Here is a 19066-nt window from a genome sequence, read left to right as displayed (position 1 = left end):
TCTGTAAGATTAAATGAACGCAGCATCTGGTGTTTCCAGAAGGGTTGCGTTCTTTATTTATTTCGCAATACTATAGAGAGCAGATAAATACGAGATGCAGGTGATGAGCGGTGTACGATGACCAGCAAAAGAGTGATTATAAGCAGCTAGAGGGCATGTGGTTCAAGCTTAGAGCAGTCGAAAAAAACAATAGTCTCACTGGCAATTGGTCTCTCCGAATGCAATTCATTGAGTCGCATATGCTGGTCATCACAGCATCAGGCAAGGGATGGATTACTGTAGATGGCCGGTATTACGAGCTTCGGGCAGGGAGTGCCTATGTATGCACGCCTGGCCAGCTGGTTGAGGCATCTATGAAGGATTTAGGAGAGAGAGGGCTATACATTGTGCGCTTCGATGTATTTGAGCAGCCTCAATTGCCCGCAAAACAAGAACATAACGATCCACTTGGCCGAAATATGAGGTTTCCGATCACTGGAGAAGTCGTTGTATCCTCGATGATCGTAATAAGTGCACTATGTGAAGCGATGTCTAAGTCTATACGAAGCGGAAATGATATGCAGCGGCTGCGCGGGCAAATCGAGTTTTATGAACTGGTATATAGTCTGTTGCGAGATGGTCAGCGCTTACTGGACAACGATTCTGAAGCGGATTTGGAACGTGCTAAAACGTACATCGAGCAGCATTATCGGGAGGACCTTACCATCGAGCAGTTAGCGAAGGAAGCTGGAGTCAGCTCTCGGCATTTTATTAGACTGTTTAAGCAAAGATATGGCTGCAGCGCTATCGAATATTTGTCTAGATATCGAATTGGACAAGCTCAAGAGTTGATGAGACCTCACCATGATTATCAGCTCAAGGATATATCCAGTTATGTAGGCTATCAGGATGAGGTTTATTTCCGCCGCAAATTCAAGCAAATAACAGGTACTCCTCCGGCGGCGTTTATGAGAAATGCGAGGCAAAAGATCGTGGCGTTCCACGCCAATATGATCGGTAATCTTCTCGCGCTTAATATTACTCCTCATGCGGCTCCCGAGGATCATCCATGGGTCGAATATTACCGAAGGAAATATGATACGAGTTCGGTGTTGTCCCTTGCTAAAGACGATGATGTGAAAATAGAACAGATCAGAAGCATGAACCCTGACTTTATCGTTGGGCTAGAAGGTTTCACGAGCTTGGATATGCAGAAGACGCTTAATGGAATAACATCAACTTATTTCTTGCCGTGGGAACACGATTGGCGCATGCATATACGATTGATCGCAGAAAAGCTAGGTAAAACTGCAGAAGCAGAGGTATGGCTGGATCGGTATGAAAGAAAGGCGGCAGCAGTTCGGGAGCAAACCAAAAACATATTGTATAATGAGCGTCTGCTTATTGTGAGAATATCCAAAAAAAATATTAGCGTACTGGCAAATCGGAGTCTTGGCGAGGTGTTTTATGATGATCTTCATATTATGCCTGCAACGGAGGTAAATAGGGATCTTAATAATCAACAATTGACACAAGAGGAGCTTGCGCAGACAGATGCGGACAGATTGCTGCTTATCGTGGATGAAGATGCTCAGTCGCAGGCAGCCTGGCAGGACCTCAAGCAATCAGCGTTTTGGGTGAAGATGCGGCCGATTAGAAACAATCGCATCGATTATCTTCCACCCTACCCTTGGACAGAGTACACGGCGTTCACGCAAGAGCTAATCCTGGACGAAGTGTTAAAGCTTTGGCGTAATCGTGCATAAAATGTTGGCGAGATCGTCGATAGGAGTATAGACGTATTTCCTTTATACTGCTAGGAGTGATAGTGATTCTCATTTTCAAATGATAATCAATGAACATTGAGCGCTCAGGGGGAGTATAGAAAAAATGAAATATTCAAAAATAGGTTCGTTCATCGTTTTGGCTGTGATATTGATGGTACTTATGGTCGCTTGTTCAGGGAATAATGAGTCAACAAAAGGAACGGTGAAAAATTCAGTAACAGAAGCACCATCGGATAATGTTCGTGTCGTAGCAAGTGAGAAGGGTGAAATTACGATTCCGTCCAATCCGAGCAAGGTCATTGGGCTTTCTGTTGTTTATCCGGAATTTCTACAAGCATTAGGGGTTACTCCGATCGCGGTGCAAAATTATCATGCCGATTTCCCTTCATACCTGCAAGAAGCCTTCAAAGATGTGCAAAAAATGGGTATTGCTGAAACCCCAGATTTTGAGATGATATTAGCAGCCGAGCCTGATCTTATTATTGCACCTGCATGGTGGTCGGATAAAGACTATGATCAGCTAACCAAGATTGCGCCGACGGTGTTGCTGCCGCAGCGTGATGACTGGCGTGATGAACTGAAGGATATTGGAAAAGTACTGAACAAGGAGGATGTCGCGGATAAAGTCATTCAAGACTTGGTTGATCAGGAAGCGGCAGCCAAAGCAAAGCTTGATACTCTCGTTGGCGATGAAACCGTTATGTACATGATGATTATGCCAAAGGCAGTTGTCTTGTACGGCGAAAATATTGATCGCGGAAGCTTTATTCACAAGACGCTTGGGCTTAAGCCGATTGCGAACTTTCCTCAGACGGAGCAATCTCTCTCTATATCGCTTGAGAAATTGCCGGAATATAATCCTGACCATCTTATCGTACAGCTGGACGACGAGAATAATGAAGTCATCCAACAATCGTACAAAGATATGTTGAACAGCGCATTATGGAAAAACATGAAGGCAGTTAAAAACAATCAGGTATACGTGATGGGCGGCAAAGAATGGTTTAGCCTAGGCATGTCACCGCTTGCTAACAGCTATGCAATAGACGCTGTTCTTAAAGCATTCGAAAGTAATGAGAAATAAAGAATAGACGATCTGTCTTAATAGTTACATGTGATAAGGCTAGGAAAGCTTTCAAAATTAAGCGCCGGAAAAGTCTCGTAAAGAGAACCGGCGCTTTTTTTGTTTGAACTTTACATCAAGCTATTATTTGAGCTTTCATGAATGCTAGGCTCGCGAGATCGGAATCCAGCAAATGAAGATGCTTCCCACCCCGGGCTCGCTCTCAACGGAAATATGTCCGCCCATTACGGAACAGAATCGGCTGCTTATGGCAAGCCCAAGCCCAGTACCGCCGTATTTGCGAGTGGTGGAAGCATCGGCTTGGGTGAACGGCTGAAATAATTTGTCCAGCTGCTCAGGGCTCATGCCAATGCCAGAATCTTTGATAAGAAAGCTAAAGCCTGGTTTTCCTTCCTTATCTTCTTCATAGACGTTAAATTGGATCGCTCCATTATGGGTGAATTTACTAGCATTGCTAAGCAAGTTTAATAGGATTTGGCGCAGCTTTGTAACATCAGCCATCATTTCACCTCGTACATAGTGAGTCTGCAGCTGGTTGCCATTACTTTCAATAAGCGGTTTTATGGTTGTAATCACATCTTGAATCAAATCATGAACCTGAAATATCTCTTCATGGATTTCCATTTTTCCTTCTTCAATTTTTGAAATGTCCAAAATATCATTAATGAGGGAGAGCAGATGCCTTCCGCTTTTTCCGATTTTGCCTAAATCCTCTACAAACGTCTGCTCACCAAGCTCCTCAGCCTCCTCGATCAGCATCTCACTATAGCCAATGATGGCGTTCAGCGGTGTCCGAAGCTCATGGCTCATATTGGCAAGAAATTGGCTCTTGATCCGATTGGCTTTAATCGCTTCGTCATGGGCCTTCTCCAGCTGCGCTGTCCGCTCCTTAACCATCTGCTCCAAGTGTTCGTTAAGCTGCCGCAATTCATGGTTTATTTTTAGGATCTCATCCGACTTATCCTGTATTTCAGAGTCTTTAACAGAGAACTTATTGGAAATATAGATACCCATAAGCGACATGCCTAATGTAAATAGCGTTCCTCCGGAAATGATATAAGCGAGCCATTGTTGATTCAGAATCATCCCAGATTCCGAACTGTGTAAATGAATATTCTCTATATCAAAATGCGCAGCCATCATGCCGATATAATGCATGCCAACGACTGCAGCTCCCATTAACAATCCACTACCCAGCTTCTTCCACATATGTCCGCGCTTGTTCTCACTGCCTTTACGAAAATAAAATGAAAGCCACAAGGCCGCAACTGAGGCCACAACAGCAATAATAATAGATAACGAGAAATAAATAGGATCGTAGGTGATCTCAATCATCATTGCTTCCATGCCGATGTAATGCATCGTTACTATACCGCTTGCCAGCAATATTCCCCCGCTCAGCAATTGAGGCAGTGAAAGCTGGTTTCTACCGACGATATGAAGGGCCAAAAAAGACGCTACTATAGCTACAATAACCGAGAGAACAACGGTTGGCATATGATATGCAATGGGAACGGGCAGCGAAAAGGCGAGCATTCCAACAAAATGCATCGACCAAATGCCCATACCCATAGCGCAAGCGCCAAATAGGAGCCATAACCAACGTTTTCTATTATGCGTAGTACTTATTCGTCCGACCAAATCAAGCACCGTATAAGAGGCAACGACCGCTACAAGATATGAAAAGATGACCAATACGATATCGTATGTTCCATGAGCATGATTCATTTTCTAACCAACTCCTACTCGGTTCATTATGGCAATGATTACATTTCGACAAAATATGAGAAATTCCCTTCCTTATTCTATTTTCGAAATCAAAAGCTTAGGAAGAACTCTCTCGATTAATGTCGAATGATGATCTATAATGATAGCAAGTATGGAAAGATTATCTAATAATCAAAGAACAAATGAGGATAAATTATGGATGAGCTATGGATGAAATCCGCAAAGTTTCTGATTGTAGATGATCAGGAATATAATATCAGTCTCCTAGAGCGTATATTGACACGAGCGGGTTATACGAATTTGTTCACGACCACAGATGCAACGCAGCTAGAGACGCTATACCGGGCCAATCAGCCCGATATTATTTTGTTAGATTTACATATGCCTGTTATGGATGGATTATCGGCGCTGCAGCATTTAAGAAAATGGAAGCAAGAAGGGGAATATTTGCCGGTTCTTGTCCTAACAGCGGATGTGACACCCGAGGCCAGAACGCGGGTGCTGCATGAAGGTGCCAACGATTTTATTACAAAACCTTTTGATCGGATGGAAGTTGTCCTGCGCATTCAAAACTTTTTGAAGACAAGATATTACCATCTGAAGCTTCAAGAGCAAAACTACAATTTGGAGCAGCGGGTTCGTGAACGCACCAAAGAGATTGAACAGGCCAAAAATGAAATTTTGAACGTACTGGGGCGTACAGCGGAATATCGTGATGATGAGACGGGGCAGCATACGCAGCGAGTGGGTGATATGGCTGGAAGGCTTGCAACTGATTTAGGGTTGTCGGCAGAGGAAGCAGCTCTTATTAGACGGGCAGCACCTTTGCATGATATCGGAAAAATCGGAATCTCAGACAGCATCCTGTTGAAGCCGGGAAGGTTCTTGCCAGAGGAATTCGAAAAGATGAAGCTGCATACGGAAATTGGCGCCAGCATTTTGGAGGGAAGCCAGTTCCCGGTTCTGCAATTAGCCAAAAGCATCGCGCTATCTCATCATGAGAAATGGAATGGGACAGGTTATCCGAATGGACTTAGCGGAGAAGATATTCCACTTGCCGGTAGAATCGTAGCGATCGCTGACTTCTATGATGCCCTGACGCATGAGCGACCGTACAAACGGGCATGGACACAAGAGGAAGCTATTGCTGAAATTAAGCTTCAGAGCGGAGTTCATTTTGATCCTAAGGTCGTAGAGGCCTTTTTGCGTGTAATAGAGAGCAGCAGTGAAGATAAGAGAGAACGAGAGGATGTTCAGTTGTGAAAGGAATGGTGTTCACATCTTTTTTGGAAATGGTAGAAAACAAGTTTTCCCTGAAGCTGGTAGATGAAATTATTGAAGCTGCAGAGCTGCCTTCAGGAGGAAGCTATACAACGGTTGGCACATATGACCACCATGAGATGATTAAATTGATCGTGGAGCTTAACGCTCGAACCCAGATCCCTGTGCCTGACCTCATTCGAACATTTGGCGAATATTTATTTGGCCAGCTGCTAGATATGCATCCTGACTTTATGGTGGAGAATAGCACCGTATTTGAGTTTTTGCAGAAGGTCGACAGCTATATCCATGTAGAAGTGCGCAAGCTTTATCCTGGAGCGGAGCTTCCAGCGTTTCAATATGACACTTCTATACCGGGTACTTTGATTATGACGTACAACTCTTCACGGCCGTTCGCTGATTTGGCTGAAGGACTTATTCTAGGCTGCGTGGCGCACTATGGAGAAGCAATAGATGTGAAAAGAATCGATTTGGCAGATGGAACGTCTGCCCGTTTTGAATTAACCCAAGTGGGGTGAACCATGCCATGAATGATATTGATGTCGTCCGCAGGCAGCTTGAGCGGGAGAAGAAGGCTCGCCAAGCTGCCGAGAAGATTGCCGAGGAAAAAACTCGTGAGATCTATTATGTTAACCAAGAGCTGAGGCAATTAAATGATCAGCTGGAGGTGCTTGTGAAAGAACGGACGCTTGAGCTGTCCAAAGCCCGCGATGAAGCAGTGGAAGCCAGTCAAATCAAAAGCCAATTTCTTGCGAGCATGAGCCATGAATTGCGGACTCCTCTGAACGCAATTATCGGTTATAGCGAAATGCTGAAGGAAGACATGGAAGAGATGGGCGAACCTGCTCTGGCCGATGATCTTAACAAGATTAATAATGCCGGCAGGCATTTGCTCACACTCATAAACGATATACTCGACTTGTCCAAAATCGAAGCAGGCAAAATGGAATTATACTTGGAACAATGTGATATTCCGAGCATTATTCATGACATTGTAACGACCGTACATCCGCTAATGGAAGTGAATAAGAACCAGATCAAGGTAGAATGCACGGAAGGCTCGATCAAAACCGACATAACAAAGCTCCGTCAAATCCTATTTAATTTGCTCAGCAACGCAAGCAAGTTCACGAAGGATGGAACAGTAACGCTGCAAGTGGAATTTGAGAGTGAGGCGGGACTGCCTGGCATTGTATTCCGGGTACAAGATACTGGCATCGGGATGACTGCGGAGCAGATGGATCAAATTTTCCAAGCGTTTAAACAAGCGGATTCGTCGACAACCAAAAAATATGGCGGTACCGGCTTGGGGCTCGCCATTAGCCAAAGCCTATGCTATATGATGGGAGGCAACATCAGCGCGAGCAGCATAGTAGGGGAAGGTACTACTTTCACTATCTGGCTTCCCTTGCTGGAGAATGCAGATTCTGAACAACTAAGTGCCTTAATACATAGTGATGAAAGCTTTCCCATGGAAGGGGCTAGAACGATTCTCGTCATCGACGATGATCCAGCTATGCTTCGGCTAATGCAGTATTATTTAGGGAATGAGGAGTGGAACGTACAGCTGGCCCCATCCGGGCAAGAGGGTGTCCGCTTAGCGAAGACGTTGAAGCCAGCTGTCATTGCGCTTGATGTGCTCATGCCCGGAATGGACGGTTGGAACGTACTGGCAGCATTCAAAAATGATTCTGAGCTTGCGCACATTCCTGTTGTGATGATTTCCATGATGGACGAGCAGCATTTGGCTTATGCGCTTGGCGCGTCAGAATTTCTAACCAAGCCAATTTATCGGGAGCGATTGATCTCCACATTAGATAAGTATATACCTGAGCGCCAGTCGCATTCTGTACTGGTCATCGAAGACGATGTGGTGACAAGTGATATGATGACAAAGCTGCTGAAGCGGGAAGGCTACCGCGTATCAAGGGCTGGCAATGGACATCATGCACTGCAGCGCATGCAAGAAGAAGCGCCTCATTTAATTTTATTAGATCTCATGATGCCGGAAATGGATGGCTTTGAGTTTGTTGCGGCGATGCGTGAGCACGAGGAATGGCGGTCGATACCGGTTGTCGTTATAACAGCAAAGAGTATAACGGAAGAAGATCGACGGAGGCTTAATGGCTGTGTAGAGAACATCGTGCAAAAGGGGCATCTGGATCGCAAGGCTCTCTTGCATGAGGTACGCCATTTGATTGCGCTCTCGCTCGCAGAGGGGGGAGAACATGTATAAAATTTTGTTGGTTGAAGACAACGAGATGAACCGGGATATGTTGTCGCGCCGCTTGATCCGCAAAGGCTATCAAGTGGTCATGGCATCAGATGGCCTGCAAGGGATAGAGATGGCAAAGTCAGAGTCGCCTAATCTCATCTTGATGGATATGAGCTTGCCCGTCATTGACGGCTGGGACGCTACAAGGGAACTGAAGGCAGCTGAGGGGACCAATCATATTCCGATTATCGCCTTGACTGCCCATGCGATGGCAAGTGATCGGGATAAAGCCTTTGAAGCGGGATGCGATGATTTTGATACAAAGCCTATCGAATGGAATAGGCTGCTTGAGAAGATTCAAAGTTTCTTAACATGAGTGTATCGGCCACTTTAATGATATAAAGCTCCCATTGAATGGTTTGAGGTGATAAATCTATTATCTAGATCTATTTTTGCGAGTAAGACTTATTTAGCGAAAATAGATCTATATTTTAGATTTATTTTTTTTATTTAGTAGATCTTTTTTCATTTTGCATTTTCCTAAACTCATTAGGCGTACAGCCGATCTCCTGCTTGAACAGCTTGGTAAAATAAGAGTAGTTCGTGTATCCGGTTTTGCTGGCAATAGTATTGACCGACAACTGTGTGGTTTCGAGCAAATGCTTGGCGGCTTTGATGCGCACTTGAATGATATAATTCCCTAATGAAATGCCCGTTTCTTTCTTAAACAATCGAGCCAAATAATCAGGATTAAGATAGACGGTTTCCGCCAGACTCGTTCTGGACAGCTCATCTCCGCAATGGCTGTGAATATGCTGCTTGATTTCTTCTACGACGGACTTGGGCTGCTCCGTGAAATTCCGGTACTCTGTCGCCGTATTCACCAAATATTGAAGATAGTTCTCCATATCCTCTATGGAGTTCAATGATTGCATAAACATTTGGTCATTAGTTCTTCCCGTATACATTTTATGTGCTTGAATTTCTTTGCTCTTGAGATACGCATAAACAAGCTGAACGATATCCAGCCGAAACAAACTCAGCACAGAAGCATTCAGCATTTGCTTTTGGGTTATATTGTGCAAATATGAGCTCGTTTCCGCAAGAAAGGAGCTTGGTTTATTTTGCTCCAGCAGCTGCTCCAAAAGCATTAAGTCAGGCGGTATATAAGAAGTTTCTTGCTGATTGAAATGCTCCAGCAAAAAGGTTTGATTGCGATATTTAATGATCTTCTCATTCATGCTAAGCAGTTCCTTCATGACGTGATGGATGGCCTCCAGTTTTCCGGTGCTTGCTATATTGCAGCTTGCATCACATTTGAGAAATGTACTTGCTCTTTGAATGAAGGTAGCGCAAATGCTTTCAATGATTCCACTGTCGGGAATGTCCTTCCATTTCAGTATCGCCATCCAATTGGACTCCTTGAACTCCAATATCGATTCGACTGTAAAACGTTTATTCTGGAACAACTCATGCAGCACATTCATAAGCGCAAAATCAAATAAATCCTTGTCTTTTTTTTCTAGGCTTTCCTCGTGAGGAAATACATGAATAAGGACAGGCAGTACCAAGTCTGTTAAGGCGTAAGGGAGATTCTGCTCAGCAATCAAATAGGAAATGTTGGAGGGGGTAGAATAGGTTGTTTTCCCCGTCACGAGCTTGCGCCAGAAATGCTCCTGCACGTTTTTCTGATTTTTTTGCCAGTAGTAGCCTTCTTGAACCGCCTTGGCGACGCCCTGCTGTTCGTTGGCTTTGAAGATGGCTTTCTGAATAATTAGCGTCAGCTTGTCGAATTCAATTGGTTTTAGAAAATAATCAAAGCTTTGCAGCTCGATCGCTTTTTGCGCGTAGTTGAAATCAGCATAATTGGTCAGAAATATGGTCTGAATATTGTATTTCTCTTCACGGATCCAAGCGAGCAGCTCAAGCCCGCTGCCCTGCGGCATTTCGATGTCGCAAAGTAAAATGTGAATCGGATGCTGCTTGAGCAACTCCTGCGCGTGGGCGATATTAAAAGCAGTATAGACATGATCAATCGATAATGCCTGCCAATTCACCTTTTTCTCTAGTGCGGTCACAACAAAATAGTCGTCATCTACAAGCAGTACATTCATTCGTTGTTACTCCTTTCACGGTGTATCCTGCGTAGGATGAGGAAGGTATATCGTCACGCAAGCCCCTCCAGCGTCAATATTGGAAAAATGAATTTTAGCCTTGCGGTGATATAAGTATTCCAAACGTTGTATCGTGTTCATTATGCCGATGTGATTCCCGTTTGCTTGATCAAGCGGCTGTCCACTTTCAAGCCTTTCCAATATATCCGGGTCAAACCCAGGGCCGGTATCGGATATACGAATAACAGCAACCTCTTCCTCGGATTCCCTCTCCACATCAACATCCAGCCTAATTTGAACCTCATGTACACGCGAGACCGCATATTTCACTGAATTTTCGATGAAGGTCTGAAGCACAAGCGGCGGAATTCTCATCTTGCCCGTATCTTGGCCTTGATGAATATGATAGGAGAAGGCATCTCTGTAACGATGTTTTTGAATTTCCAAATAAATGCGAACATGATCAATCTCATCGTCCAGCTTCACGAAATCTTCCCCATTTTGAAAAATATAACGAAAATAGTTGGACGTTGAAATGGCCATGCTTTGAATTTCCTCGAACATTTGCATTTGAGCCATGCTGTGAATGTTGGTTAAGCAATTCAAAAAAAAGTGAGGCTTGATCTGTAACTTCATATAATCGAGCTGAATTTTTTGTTTTTCAATTTCATGCTCATAAATATCGATTTTGAAAATTCGAATTTGCTCCAGCAGGTTTTTGAACAGCTTATTGGCATATTCGAGTTCAACGATTTTGTTCATCTTGAGATCGAGCGGTTTGCTGTCTTCATTAAACTGCGTCAGGCTGAATGAAAAGTTTTTGAGCGGTCTTAAAATCAGGATATTGAAATAAACCATGATGCCGCATAGGGCGCAGGCAACAATTGCAGCAAGGAGCATAATGAGCAGCTGGGCAATCATAATTTTCTCAAACGCGCCAAATTTGATGAACATTTTCACGCCAAAGGTTGCATTTGCAAATGGTTTGCTGACAGTTGTTGTGGTCTGGATCATGCCTAGCAGCGTTTTCTTTTGCTCGTTGTTACGGACCTCAGTGCCCTTATCCGTCGACAGATTATTGATGACATTGCCGGTATGATCGATTAAGGATACAAACCCGTTGCCCCCAAGATCCATTTGCTGAAGCGGACCAATCAGTTCATCAGCAGAAATAAGACAAATCAGGTAGCTTTCATGAAACGGCACGATATTAATGATAAAATATTTCGCATTCAACTGGATAAGCGACCAGTTGGAATAATAGGTTTCAAGCGAATTTTTATCTTGTACATAGGATGCGATTTGTTTTTTTAATGATAAATAATCAGGGTACAACACATTGGTTGGTGAGGAATTTAAAAAGTATTTTTGATCTTCTAAATAGATGAAGAAATTATATTTTTTCTCGTAATTTTTTTGGAGCTCGGAGAAACGCCTGTACAGCTCTGTATTTGCTTTAATAAATTCGTTATCGGTGGAGCGAAATTGCTTCATCTTTTTTACGTTTTCATCGTTTGCGAGCGTCCAGCCCATGTATTGATTAATATTGGAGAAATCAAGATTGATTTGATTAATGTACATATTCGCGGTGTTTTGCAAATACCGTGTCGTTTGCTGCTTGACCATGGAAATAGCGACGATACTAATAATGCAATCCAGTACTAATACAGAGACTAAAATCAATAGCATCACTTTTACGTAGTGCCTAATCGGATAGGATTTGCCGGGTTTGCGTTTTGTCATAGGTCTCATTAGCTTCCTCTCTTTTCGGGCTTTCTGTCTGCTAGTAAAACCAATTATAATGCAAACGCAGTAGAATGAGAGGCGGGTCTAGCCCGTTTTCACATGAAAGTCCGAAAAAAACGCAAGAAAGTCTGGATAGTGTCAGTCTTTTTTTAATTTCTAGCATCCTGCTGCCAAACCGTTAGATGAATGGGATGAAAAGTCCGAATAGCGATTTAGAATAGTCCGAATTGTTCTCAAAGCAGCCTTTATAATAAAGAGGCAAGAGAGAGTGTGACGAAACAACATGGACGCAGACGAATGAAGGATGGGGGAATTTCATTGAAGACCAGCCAATTAAACATGAATATGCAGCAAACGATTGGCCGGATAAGAAAGAATTGGGGCTTGTATGTTTTGCTGCTGCCAGCAGTCGTGCTGCTTCTGCTTTTTTCTTATAAGCCGATGTATGGGGTGCTGATTGCTTTTAAAGATTACAGTCCCGCTCTCGGAATTATGGACAGTCCTTGGGCAGGGTTCAAGTACTTTGAGAAGTTTTTCAACTCCTATCAATTTTCCAGCACAATTAAAAACACGTTGATTATTAGCTTCTATAGCATAGCTACTTTTCCAATACCGATTATGCTCGCGCTGATGATTAATCAAATGCGAGTGAACCGGTTTAAGCAAGTATTTCAGACGGTAACCTATATGCCGCATTTTATTTCTACCGTTGTAATGGTGGGTCTCATCCTCATTTTATCCTCACCGAGCACCGGGCTAATAGGCAATATCTTTCGTTTGTTTGGGGCTGAGGCTCCTAACTTGATGGGCTCAGCGGAATGGTTTACCAGCGTTTACGTATGGACGGATGTTTGGCAGCATGCTGGCTGGGACAGCATTATCTTCATTGCGGCGTTATCCGCTGTTGATCCAAGCCTTTATGAAGCAGCGAAGGTGGATGGGGCAAGCCGCTGGCAAAGAATACGTTTCATTGATATTCCGATGCTGCTCCCAACGGCCATCACATTGCTGATCCTTCGAATTGGCGGACTGCTCGGTGTCGGATTTGAAAAGGTTTATTTGATGCAAAATAATTTGAACATTTCCTCCAGCGAGGTTATTGCTACCTATGTATATAAAATCGGGATGCTAAGCAGCCAGTACAGCTTCTCCTCGGCGATCAATCTGTTTAATACGATCATTAGCTTTATATTACTGATTCTAGTTAATCAGGCAGCCAAAAAATACAGCGAAAACAGCCTGTGGTAACAGAAAGGAAGGATACGGATGAGCACAATGGAAACCGCAGCACAACCGGCTTTGCATAAACAAAAAAGGCGTTCCTTCGACGCCATGGAATGGTTGCTATATTTGTTTGCGATTGTGATGCTGATCCTAATCGTTTATCCGATTTATTTTATCGTCATCGCATCATTCAGTGATCCTGCCGCCGTCGCTAACGGTCAAATGTGGGTTTTGCCAAAAGGCTTTACGCTCGATGGCTATAAGGAATTATTGAATCATTCTAACATATGGATTGGCTACCGAAATACGCTCCTGTATACCGTAATAGGGACGATCATTAGCTTGGCGATCAATGTTTCGGCAGCCTATGCGCTTTCCAGAAAAGATCTTGTAGGCCGCAAGAGCATCAATATATTTTTTATATTCACGATGTTTTTTAATGGTGGTCTCATTCCTACATTTTTGACGATCCGCGACTTTCATTTGTATGACACTTTTCTAGTTATGGTACTGCCTTTCTCTGTTGCCGTGTTTAATATCATTGTGGCACGTACGTTTTTCCAGTCCAGCATTCCCGGCGATTTGTGGGAAGCCGCGCAGCTTGATGGCTGCGGCAACCTGAAGTATTATGTGCAAATCGTGCTGCCGCTGTCAAAAGCCATTTTGTCTGTTTTGGCCTTATGGACGGCGGTCGGCTACTGGAATTCCTATTTTAATGCACTCATTTACTTAAAGGATCAGGATTTGTATCCCTTGCAGCTTGTGCTTAGGAACATATTAATTACGAATCAAATGCAGTCAAGCATGGGAACAGGCGAAGCGGCGCTTATTGCCCTGCGACTAGCGAACCTAATGCGCTATTCCGTTATTATCGTCTCGACGCTTCCAATCATGTGTATGTATCCATTCGTTCAAAAGTATTTCAATCAGGGGGTGATGATTGGCGCTGTGAAGTAATTTAGCCATTTGCCATTCACAATAAGTACTAGGGGGATCTTTCAAATGAAGAAAAAATTGTTCATTGCACTAGTTCTAAGCTTAAGCATGTTAATCAGTCTTATAGGCTGCGCTTCTGGCAAAACGGAGAAGGAACCTGCCCAAGCAGGCTCCGAATTTAGCTCAGAAGGGCTGCCGATCGTAACGGCGCCAATCACACTGGATGTGTTGACTGTGCGCTGGGGCAATATGGGAGATACATTCAAAAATAATAAATGGCTGCAGGACCTTGAAAAAGCAACGAACGTTAAAATAAACTGGCAGGTCATGTCCTCCAATGACTGGGGCGAGCAAAAATCGATCATGCTGGCGAGCGGCAAGCTTCCTGATATTATTTTTGGAGACAATGCCTTCTCGGATTCCGATATCGTCAACAACTTAAGCTATTTCCGCCCGCTCGATGACTATATCGACAAATATATGCCGAACTTGAAAGCGGCAATGGACGAAACGCCAGAGCTGAAGCAAATCAGCACATTCCCAGACGGCAAAATTTACTCTTTGCCTGCTAGGCTGCCATCACGTCCTCTATCGACGATGCAGCCTGTAATCAATAAAGCGTGGCTCGATCGTCTCGGCCTTGAAGTTCCTAATAATATTGAAGATTTGTACAATGTGTTCAAAGCATTCAAAGAAAAGGATCCGAACCAAAACGGGAAAGCGGATGAAATTCCTTTTAGCGGCTCGGTAGATATTAGCATGGATTTTCTAAACCCATTTGGCATAACAGATTTGAACGGTAACAGCATGATGCTCAAGGACGGCGAGCCCGTTTTCTATCCGACTTCGAACGAATATAAAGAAGCGCTGAAATGGACGCATAAATTGTATTCAGAAGGGTTGATCGATCAGGAGCTGTTCACCCAGGACAATACCATGTCTTCTGCTAAACAGCAAAATCCAGATGCAGCTATGATCGGCTTCTCGAATCAATGGATACCGGATGCTGTCTTCGGAAAGTGGAAGGATGAATATGCAGCTATTCCGTCCATTGCTGGACCAGATGGCAAGCGTTATCAAACCGGAGATCCTGTTGGATTAAGCTTAAGACGCAATGAAATGCTGATTACGACATTCAGTGAAAATCCGGAAGTCGCTGCGCGCTGGGCGGATCAGTTCTACACAAATGAAGCAAGTATTCAAAATTTCTGGGGCGCAATCGGAACCGTTATTGATAAAAAAGGCGATGGCAGCTATGCGCTGATGAATCCTCCAGAAGGCACAAGCGCGGATGCTTGGTACTGGGATCAATCGGTCCGTGATTTTGGTCCAAAATATGTAAGCCCAAGCTTTGAGAAAAATATCGTTTTGGATGAAACGACAGGAGACGGGCTGAAACTGGCAATCGACAAGCTCGTAAGTGAATATGTAACGACGCCATTCCCGAATGTTATGTACAACGTAGAAGAATTCAAGGAGCTTCCAACGCTTACTACGGATATTGACAGCTACGTCAAAACGAACCGTGCAAAATGGATTATAAAAGGAAACATCGATCAAGAATGGGACGCGTATATTAAACAGCTGAACGGCATGGGACTAGAACGTTTGGTTGAGATTCGCAGTGATGCCTATAAACGTTATACAAGTGTTAAGTAACTGTTGTAAAGGAGCTAGTACGTAATGGTGAGAGTAACGGTATGGAATGAAAATCGTCATGAGAAAAACAATCCGGTTGTAGGTGGCATTTATCCGAACGGCATTCATGGCGCAATTGCAGACTTCCTGACGAAAGCAGGCTTTGAAGTCGGAACAGCTACGCTCGATGAGCCGGAGCATGGACTAACGGAGCAGGTATTGAATCAGACGGATGTATTAATTTGGTGGGGGCATTTGGCGCATCATGAGGTCGAGGACAGGATCGTCGACAAGGTGTACCAGCGGGTGCTGAAAGGAATGGGGCTTATCGTTCTGCATTCAGGGCACGCTTCGAAAATTTTCAGCAAGCTGCTTGGCACACCGACAGGACAGCTGAAATGGCGCGAGGCGGATGAAAAGGAACGGATTTGGGTCATTGACCCGGCTCATCCAATTGCTTCAGGCCTTGGCGAATACATCGAGCTGCAGCAGGAAGAGATGTACGGTGAGCATTTTAATATTCCGACTCCAGACCAGCTGGTGTTTGTTTCTTGGTTTGAAGGCGGCGAAGTGTTCCGCAGCGGCGTTACTTACCACCGCGGACAAGGGAAAGTCTTTTACTTCCGTCCGGGGCATGAGACCTATCCGACCTATTACAATAAAGAAATCCAGAAGGTAATCGAGAACGGCGTGCGATGGGCAGTGCCAAGTCAAACGGCTGAGCCTGTTTATGGCAATGCAGCTCCGCTGGAGCCTATTAAATCCAAGCCTTACTCGAGAGAGGTAACCGAAATATGAGAAAATTCCGTATCGGCTTGATTGGTTTAGGCGGAATGGCTCAAGAGCATATTCGGTGGATGAAAGCGGAAGGCCGCTTTGACATTATTGCGGTAAGCGATGTGTATGAAGAAGCGTTAGCCAAGGTGGGTGACCAGCTTGATGTTGCTGAGGGCAAGCGTTACTTGGACTATAACCATCTGATTGAGGATAATGATGTGGATGCCGTAGTGTCCGTTACGCCGAACAATGTCCATGCGGACATTATCCGGGCTTGCCTGCAAGCACGAAAGCCATTCATGGCGGAGAAACCTTTTACCCGCATGTTTGAGGAAGCTGAGTCACTACTTGAGTTGTATGAACAGCAGCCGATTCCAGCAATGATGGCGTTCACCTACCGCTATACACCTGCATTCCGATACGTACGGCAGCTTGTGCGCGAGGGTGAAATCGGAACGGTTCGCAGCTTTAGTGTCCAATATTTGCAGGGATGGGGCGCAGCGCCAAATAATGTCCCTTATATTTGGCGTTTTAACAAAGATATTACCGGCACGGGGACGCTTGGCGATTTGGGCTCGCATATGATCGATATGGCACGGTTTCTATTTGGGGAATTCGAAGAGCTGTCGGCACAGCTGCATACCATTATTCCGCAGCGGCAAGATCCAGCGAGCGGCAACATGGTTACCATCGAGGTGGATGACTTTGCAAGCTTCCAGGCTCGTATGGAGGGTGGTATTATGGGCGTCTTCCAAACGACTCGCAATGCGATTGGATCGGGCAATCAGCACGAAGTATCCATATATGGAGATTTAGGCACGCTTCATGCTTCAACGCTAAATCCGAATGAGTTGGTTTGGATTCGTGAGGAGGCTCCTGGTCAGCTTGCGCGAGTGGTTGTCGAGGTTCCTGCAAGTTGTAAAGTGACGCAGTATGCTGATTTTACGGCATTGCTTGAGGGAAGCGTTCCGGATGGCATTGCCGGCTTTATGGATGGGTACCGCAATCAAGAGATTTTAGATGCTATTATTAAGGCAAGTGAAACGAAAGCAACCGTACAGCTCTAAGTTTAATTTGTTCCGGTTCAGTGAAGACGATTTTAGTCTTTGCTGAACCGTTTTTTTTGTTTCTAGAAGAGGCTGCACCGAAAAAACGTGTAGATTAGTTAAAATCAAACTGTACCTTGCTTGCAGCTACATACTGGTATAAGTTTGAAATATAGCTTCTTTTAAAATTAAAGATTGAGAGTGGGATAGATGATGAGAATAGAAGTGTGCAAAAGGGGTCGATTATTTTGTGAATGATTTCTTTCTATTGCAGCCATTCAGAGGGAAAGGTGTTGCACAAAAGGCAGCGACGCAAGTATTTGAGAGGTTCAAAGGCCAGTGGGAGCTCTTTACAAACCCGATGGAGCAAAATATAACAGGGCAAAAATTTTGGAGAAAAACAGTATCAAGCTACACAAAGAACCATTTTGAAGAAGCGGTTGGCATGACATTTGACGGTCATAAAATGGTGTTTAGATTTAATAATGCGGACAGATGAGTTGGGGAGGCAAAAGCATGCAGCTGTACTTGGATAAAATCGTTTCTTTGTTTAAAGGGGAGCTCGGCGACAAGTTGTCGGGCATTTATTTACACGGATCATTGGCTATGGGATGCTTTCATCCCCAAAGAAGCGATATCGATTTTATCGTTGTGATCAAAGAGAGTCTGACCGAGGAAAACAAAAAAAGGATGGCTAGGTTAGTGTTGGCGCTGGATGATGAAATGCCAAATGCTAGAGGTATGGAGTTTAGTGTGGTTCTGGAATCGCACCTGAGTTCCTTCGTCTATCCTACGCCCTGTGAAATGCATTATTCTGACTTCCACAAGGAGAGATATCGCTCAGACGAAAACTATGTTTGCGGCGGGTACGAGGATCATGATTTTGCATCGCAGCTGGTTGTCGCTTATTATCGCGGAATTACCTTATATGGCAAGCCGCTTAATGAGTTGTATGAGCCTATCGATAAAACGTATTTTCTAGCGTCCATTTATCATGATATTAAAGGGGCTTCGGAAGACATTATGGATCAACCGATGTATATTACCTTGAACCTGTGTAGAGTGCTGTTCTACCTGAGAGAAGGGAATATATCGTCCAAAAAAGAAGGGGGAGAATGGGGCGTCAAAGCTCTTCCAACAGAGTATCAGGACTTGATTGGAAAGTGCCTAGACGAGTACGCCGGAGTTACAGGGAAACAAACGTTTGATCGTGAGCTCTTAACGGCATTTGCAGGTGGTATGCTGCGTGAAATAAAGGCATTAATTTAAGTGAGATGGAAAGCAGAGCATCCACTTAAACTGTTGATGTGATTAATTGTTAAAAGCATAAAATTACTTAACGAATACGAAAGCCTCTATTTGCCTCGCTTCTTCTCTTTTGCAGAGGGCGGCGGACATAGAGGTTTTTATTTTGCTTCATGACGTACACACTACGCTTGCTTCATAAAGGAGTTTTATTTATTGATGAAGAATAAATAACGGATATGAGCTGGAGCGGGACAACATGAGCA

16 protein-coding genes are annotated in these 19066 nt (G+C 44.1%); 13 read left to right on the top strand and 3 right to left on the bottom strand.

The window, feature by feature from the left end:
• The first annotated feature begins 110 nt into the window (after positions 1-110).
• On the top strand, positions 111-1745 hold the full coding sequence (locus ACIFSR_RS04965; RefSeq protein ID WP_430055416.1) for a helix-turn-helix domain-containing protein: 1635 nt from the start codon (positions 111-113) through the stop codon (positions 1743-1745).
• 124 nt (positions 1746-1869) lie between these two features.
• Entirely contained in the window at positions 1870-2850 is a 981-nt protein-coding gene (locus ACIFSR_RS04960; protein WP_430055413.1) for an ABC transporter substrate-binding protein, read from the top strand.
• A gap of 144 nt (positions 2851-2994) precedes the next feature.
• Here the strand turns inward: ACIFSR_RS04960 and ACIFSR_RS04955 are convergent, their stop codons facing one another.
• Entirely contained in the window at positions 2995-4578 is a 1584-nt protein-coding gene (locus ACIFSR_RS04955) for an MHYT domain-containing protein (RefSeq protein WP_430055411.1), read from the bottom strand.
• 195 nt (positions 4579-4773) lie between these two features.
• Here ACIFSR_RS04955 and ACIFSR_RS04950 point away from each other — a divergent pair, with 195 nt between their 5' ends.
• The 4 genes from ACIFSR_RS04950 to ACIFSR_RS04935 are packed head-to-tail and all read left to right on the top strand — an operon-like array spanning position 4774 to position 8450.
• A complete protein-coding gene (locus tag ACIFSR_RS04950) occupies positions 4774-5841 on the top strand; it encodes an HD-GYP domain-containing protein (protein WP_430055408.1) in 1068 nt (355 codons plus the stop codon).
• A gap of 5 nt (positions 5842-5846) precedes the next feature.
• Positions 5847-6377, top strand: a complete 531-nt coding sequence (locus ACIFSR_RS04945) for a heme NO-binding domain-containing protein (RefSeq protein ID WP_339209491.1) — start codon at positions 5847-5849, stop codon at positions 6375-6377.
• Between the two features lie 8 nt (positions 6378-6385).
• Positions 6386-8095, top strand: a complete 1710-nt coding sequence (locus tag ACIFSR_RS04940) for an ATP-binding response regulator (RefSeq protein WP_430055405.1) — start codon at positions 6386-6388, stop codon at positions 8093-8095.
• On the top strand, positions 8088-8450 hold the full coding sequence (locus ACIFSR_RS04935; RefSeq protein ID WP_430055402.1) for a response regulator: 363 nt from the start codon (positions 8088-8090) through the stop codon (positions 8448-8450). Before ACIFSR_RS04940 ends, ACIFSR_RS04935 begins: the two co-directional genes overlap by 8 nt.
• A 130-nt stretch (positions 8451-8580) precedes the next feature.
• On the opposite strand, the gene ACIFSR_RS04930 is transcribed toward ACIFSR_RS04935, so the two are convergent.
• Positions 8581-10188, bottom strand: a complete 1608-nt coding sequence (locus ACIFSR_RS04930) for a response regulator transcription factor (RefSeq protein WP_430055399.1) — start codon at positions 10186-10188, stop codon at positions 8581-8583.
• A gap of 15 nt (positions 10189-10203) precedes the next feature.
• Positions 10204-11931, bottom strand: coding sequence for a sensor histidine kinase (locus tag ACIFSR_RS04925; RefSeq protein WP_430055396.1), 1728 nt, complete (start codon positions 11929-11931; stop codon positions 10204-10206).
• 342 nt (positions 11932-12273) lie between these two features.
• Here ACIFSR_RS04925 and ACIFSR_RS04920 point away from each other — a divergent pair, with 342 nt between their 5' ends.
• The 7 genes from ACIFSR_RS04920 (at position 12274) to ACIFSR_RS04890 (ending at position 18824) form a co-directional block, all read left to right on the top strand.
• On the top strand, positions 12274-13182 hold the full coding sequence (locus tag ACIFSR_RS04920; RefSeq protein ID WP_339209492.1) for an ABC transporter permease: 909 nt from the start codon (positions 12274-12276) through the stop codon (positions 13180-13182).
• Positions 13183-13209: 27 nt separating this feature from the next.
• On the top strand, positions 13210-14115 hold the full coding sequence (locus tag ACIFSR_RS04915; RefSeq protein WP_430056181.1) for a carbohydrate ABC transporter permease: 906 nt from the start codon (positions 13210-13212) through the stop codon (positions 14113-14115).
• 45 nt (positions 14116-14160) lie between these two features.
• On the top strand, positions 14161-15753 hold the full coding sequence (locus ACIFSR_RS04910; RefSeq protein WP_430055393.1) for an extracellular solute-binding protein: 1593 nt from the start codon (positions 14161-14163) through the stop codon (positions 15751-15753).
• Between the two features lie 24 nt (positions 15754-15777).
• Entirely contained in the window at positions 15778-16530 is a 753-nt protein-coding gene (locus ACIFSR_RS04905; protein ID WP_339206639.1) for a ThuA domain-containing protein, read from the top strand.
• Positions 16527-17576, top strand: coding sequence for a Gfo/Idh/MocA family protein (locus tag ACIFSR_RS04900; RefSeq protein WP_339206640.1), 1050 nt, complete (start codon positions 16527-16529; stop codon positions 17574-17576). The genes ACIFSR_RS04905 and ACIFSR_RS04900 overlap by 4 nt, the downstream gene beginning before the upstream one ends.
• A gap of 229 nt (positions 17577-17805) precedes the next feature.
• Positions 17806-18054, top strand: a complete 249-nt coding sequence (locus ACIFSR_RS04895; protein ID WP_430055390.1) for a hypothetical protein — start codon at positions 17806-17808, stop codon at positions 18052-18054.
• A 17-nt stretch (positions 18055-18071) separates the two neighbouring features.
• Complete coding sequence (locus ACIFSR_RS04890) at positions 18072-18824, top strand: aminoglycoside adenylyltransferase domain-containing protein (RefSeq protein ID WP_430055388.1); 753 nt, start codon at positions 18072-18074, stop codon at positions 18822-18824.
• Positions 18825-19066 lie beyond the last annotated feature (242 nt).

Origin of the sequence: Paenibacillus sp. NRS-1760, from assembly GCF_050467785.1 — a bacterium.
In the GTDB taxonomy this organism is placed as follows: domain Bacteria; phylum Bacillota; class Bacilli; order Paenibacillales; family Paenibacillaceae; genus Pristimantibacillus.
Note: the sequence above shows the minus strand (reverse complement) of the source record. Positions and strands in the feature narration are given on the sequence as shown.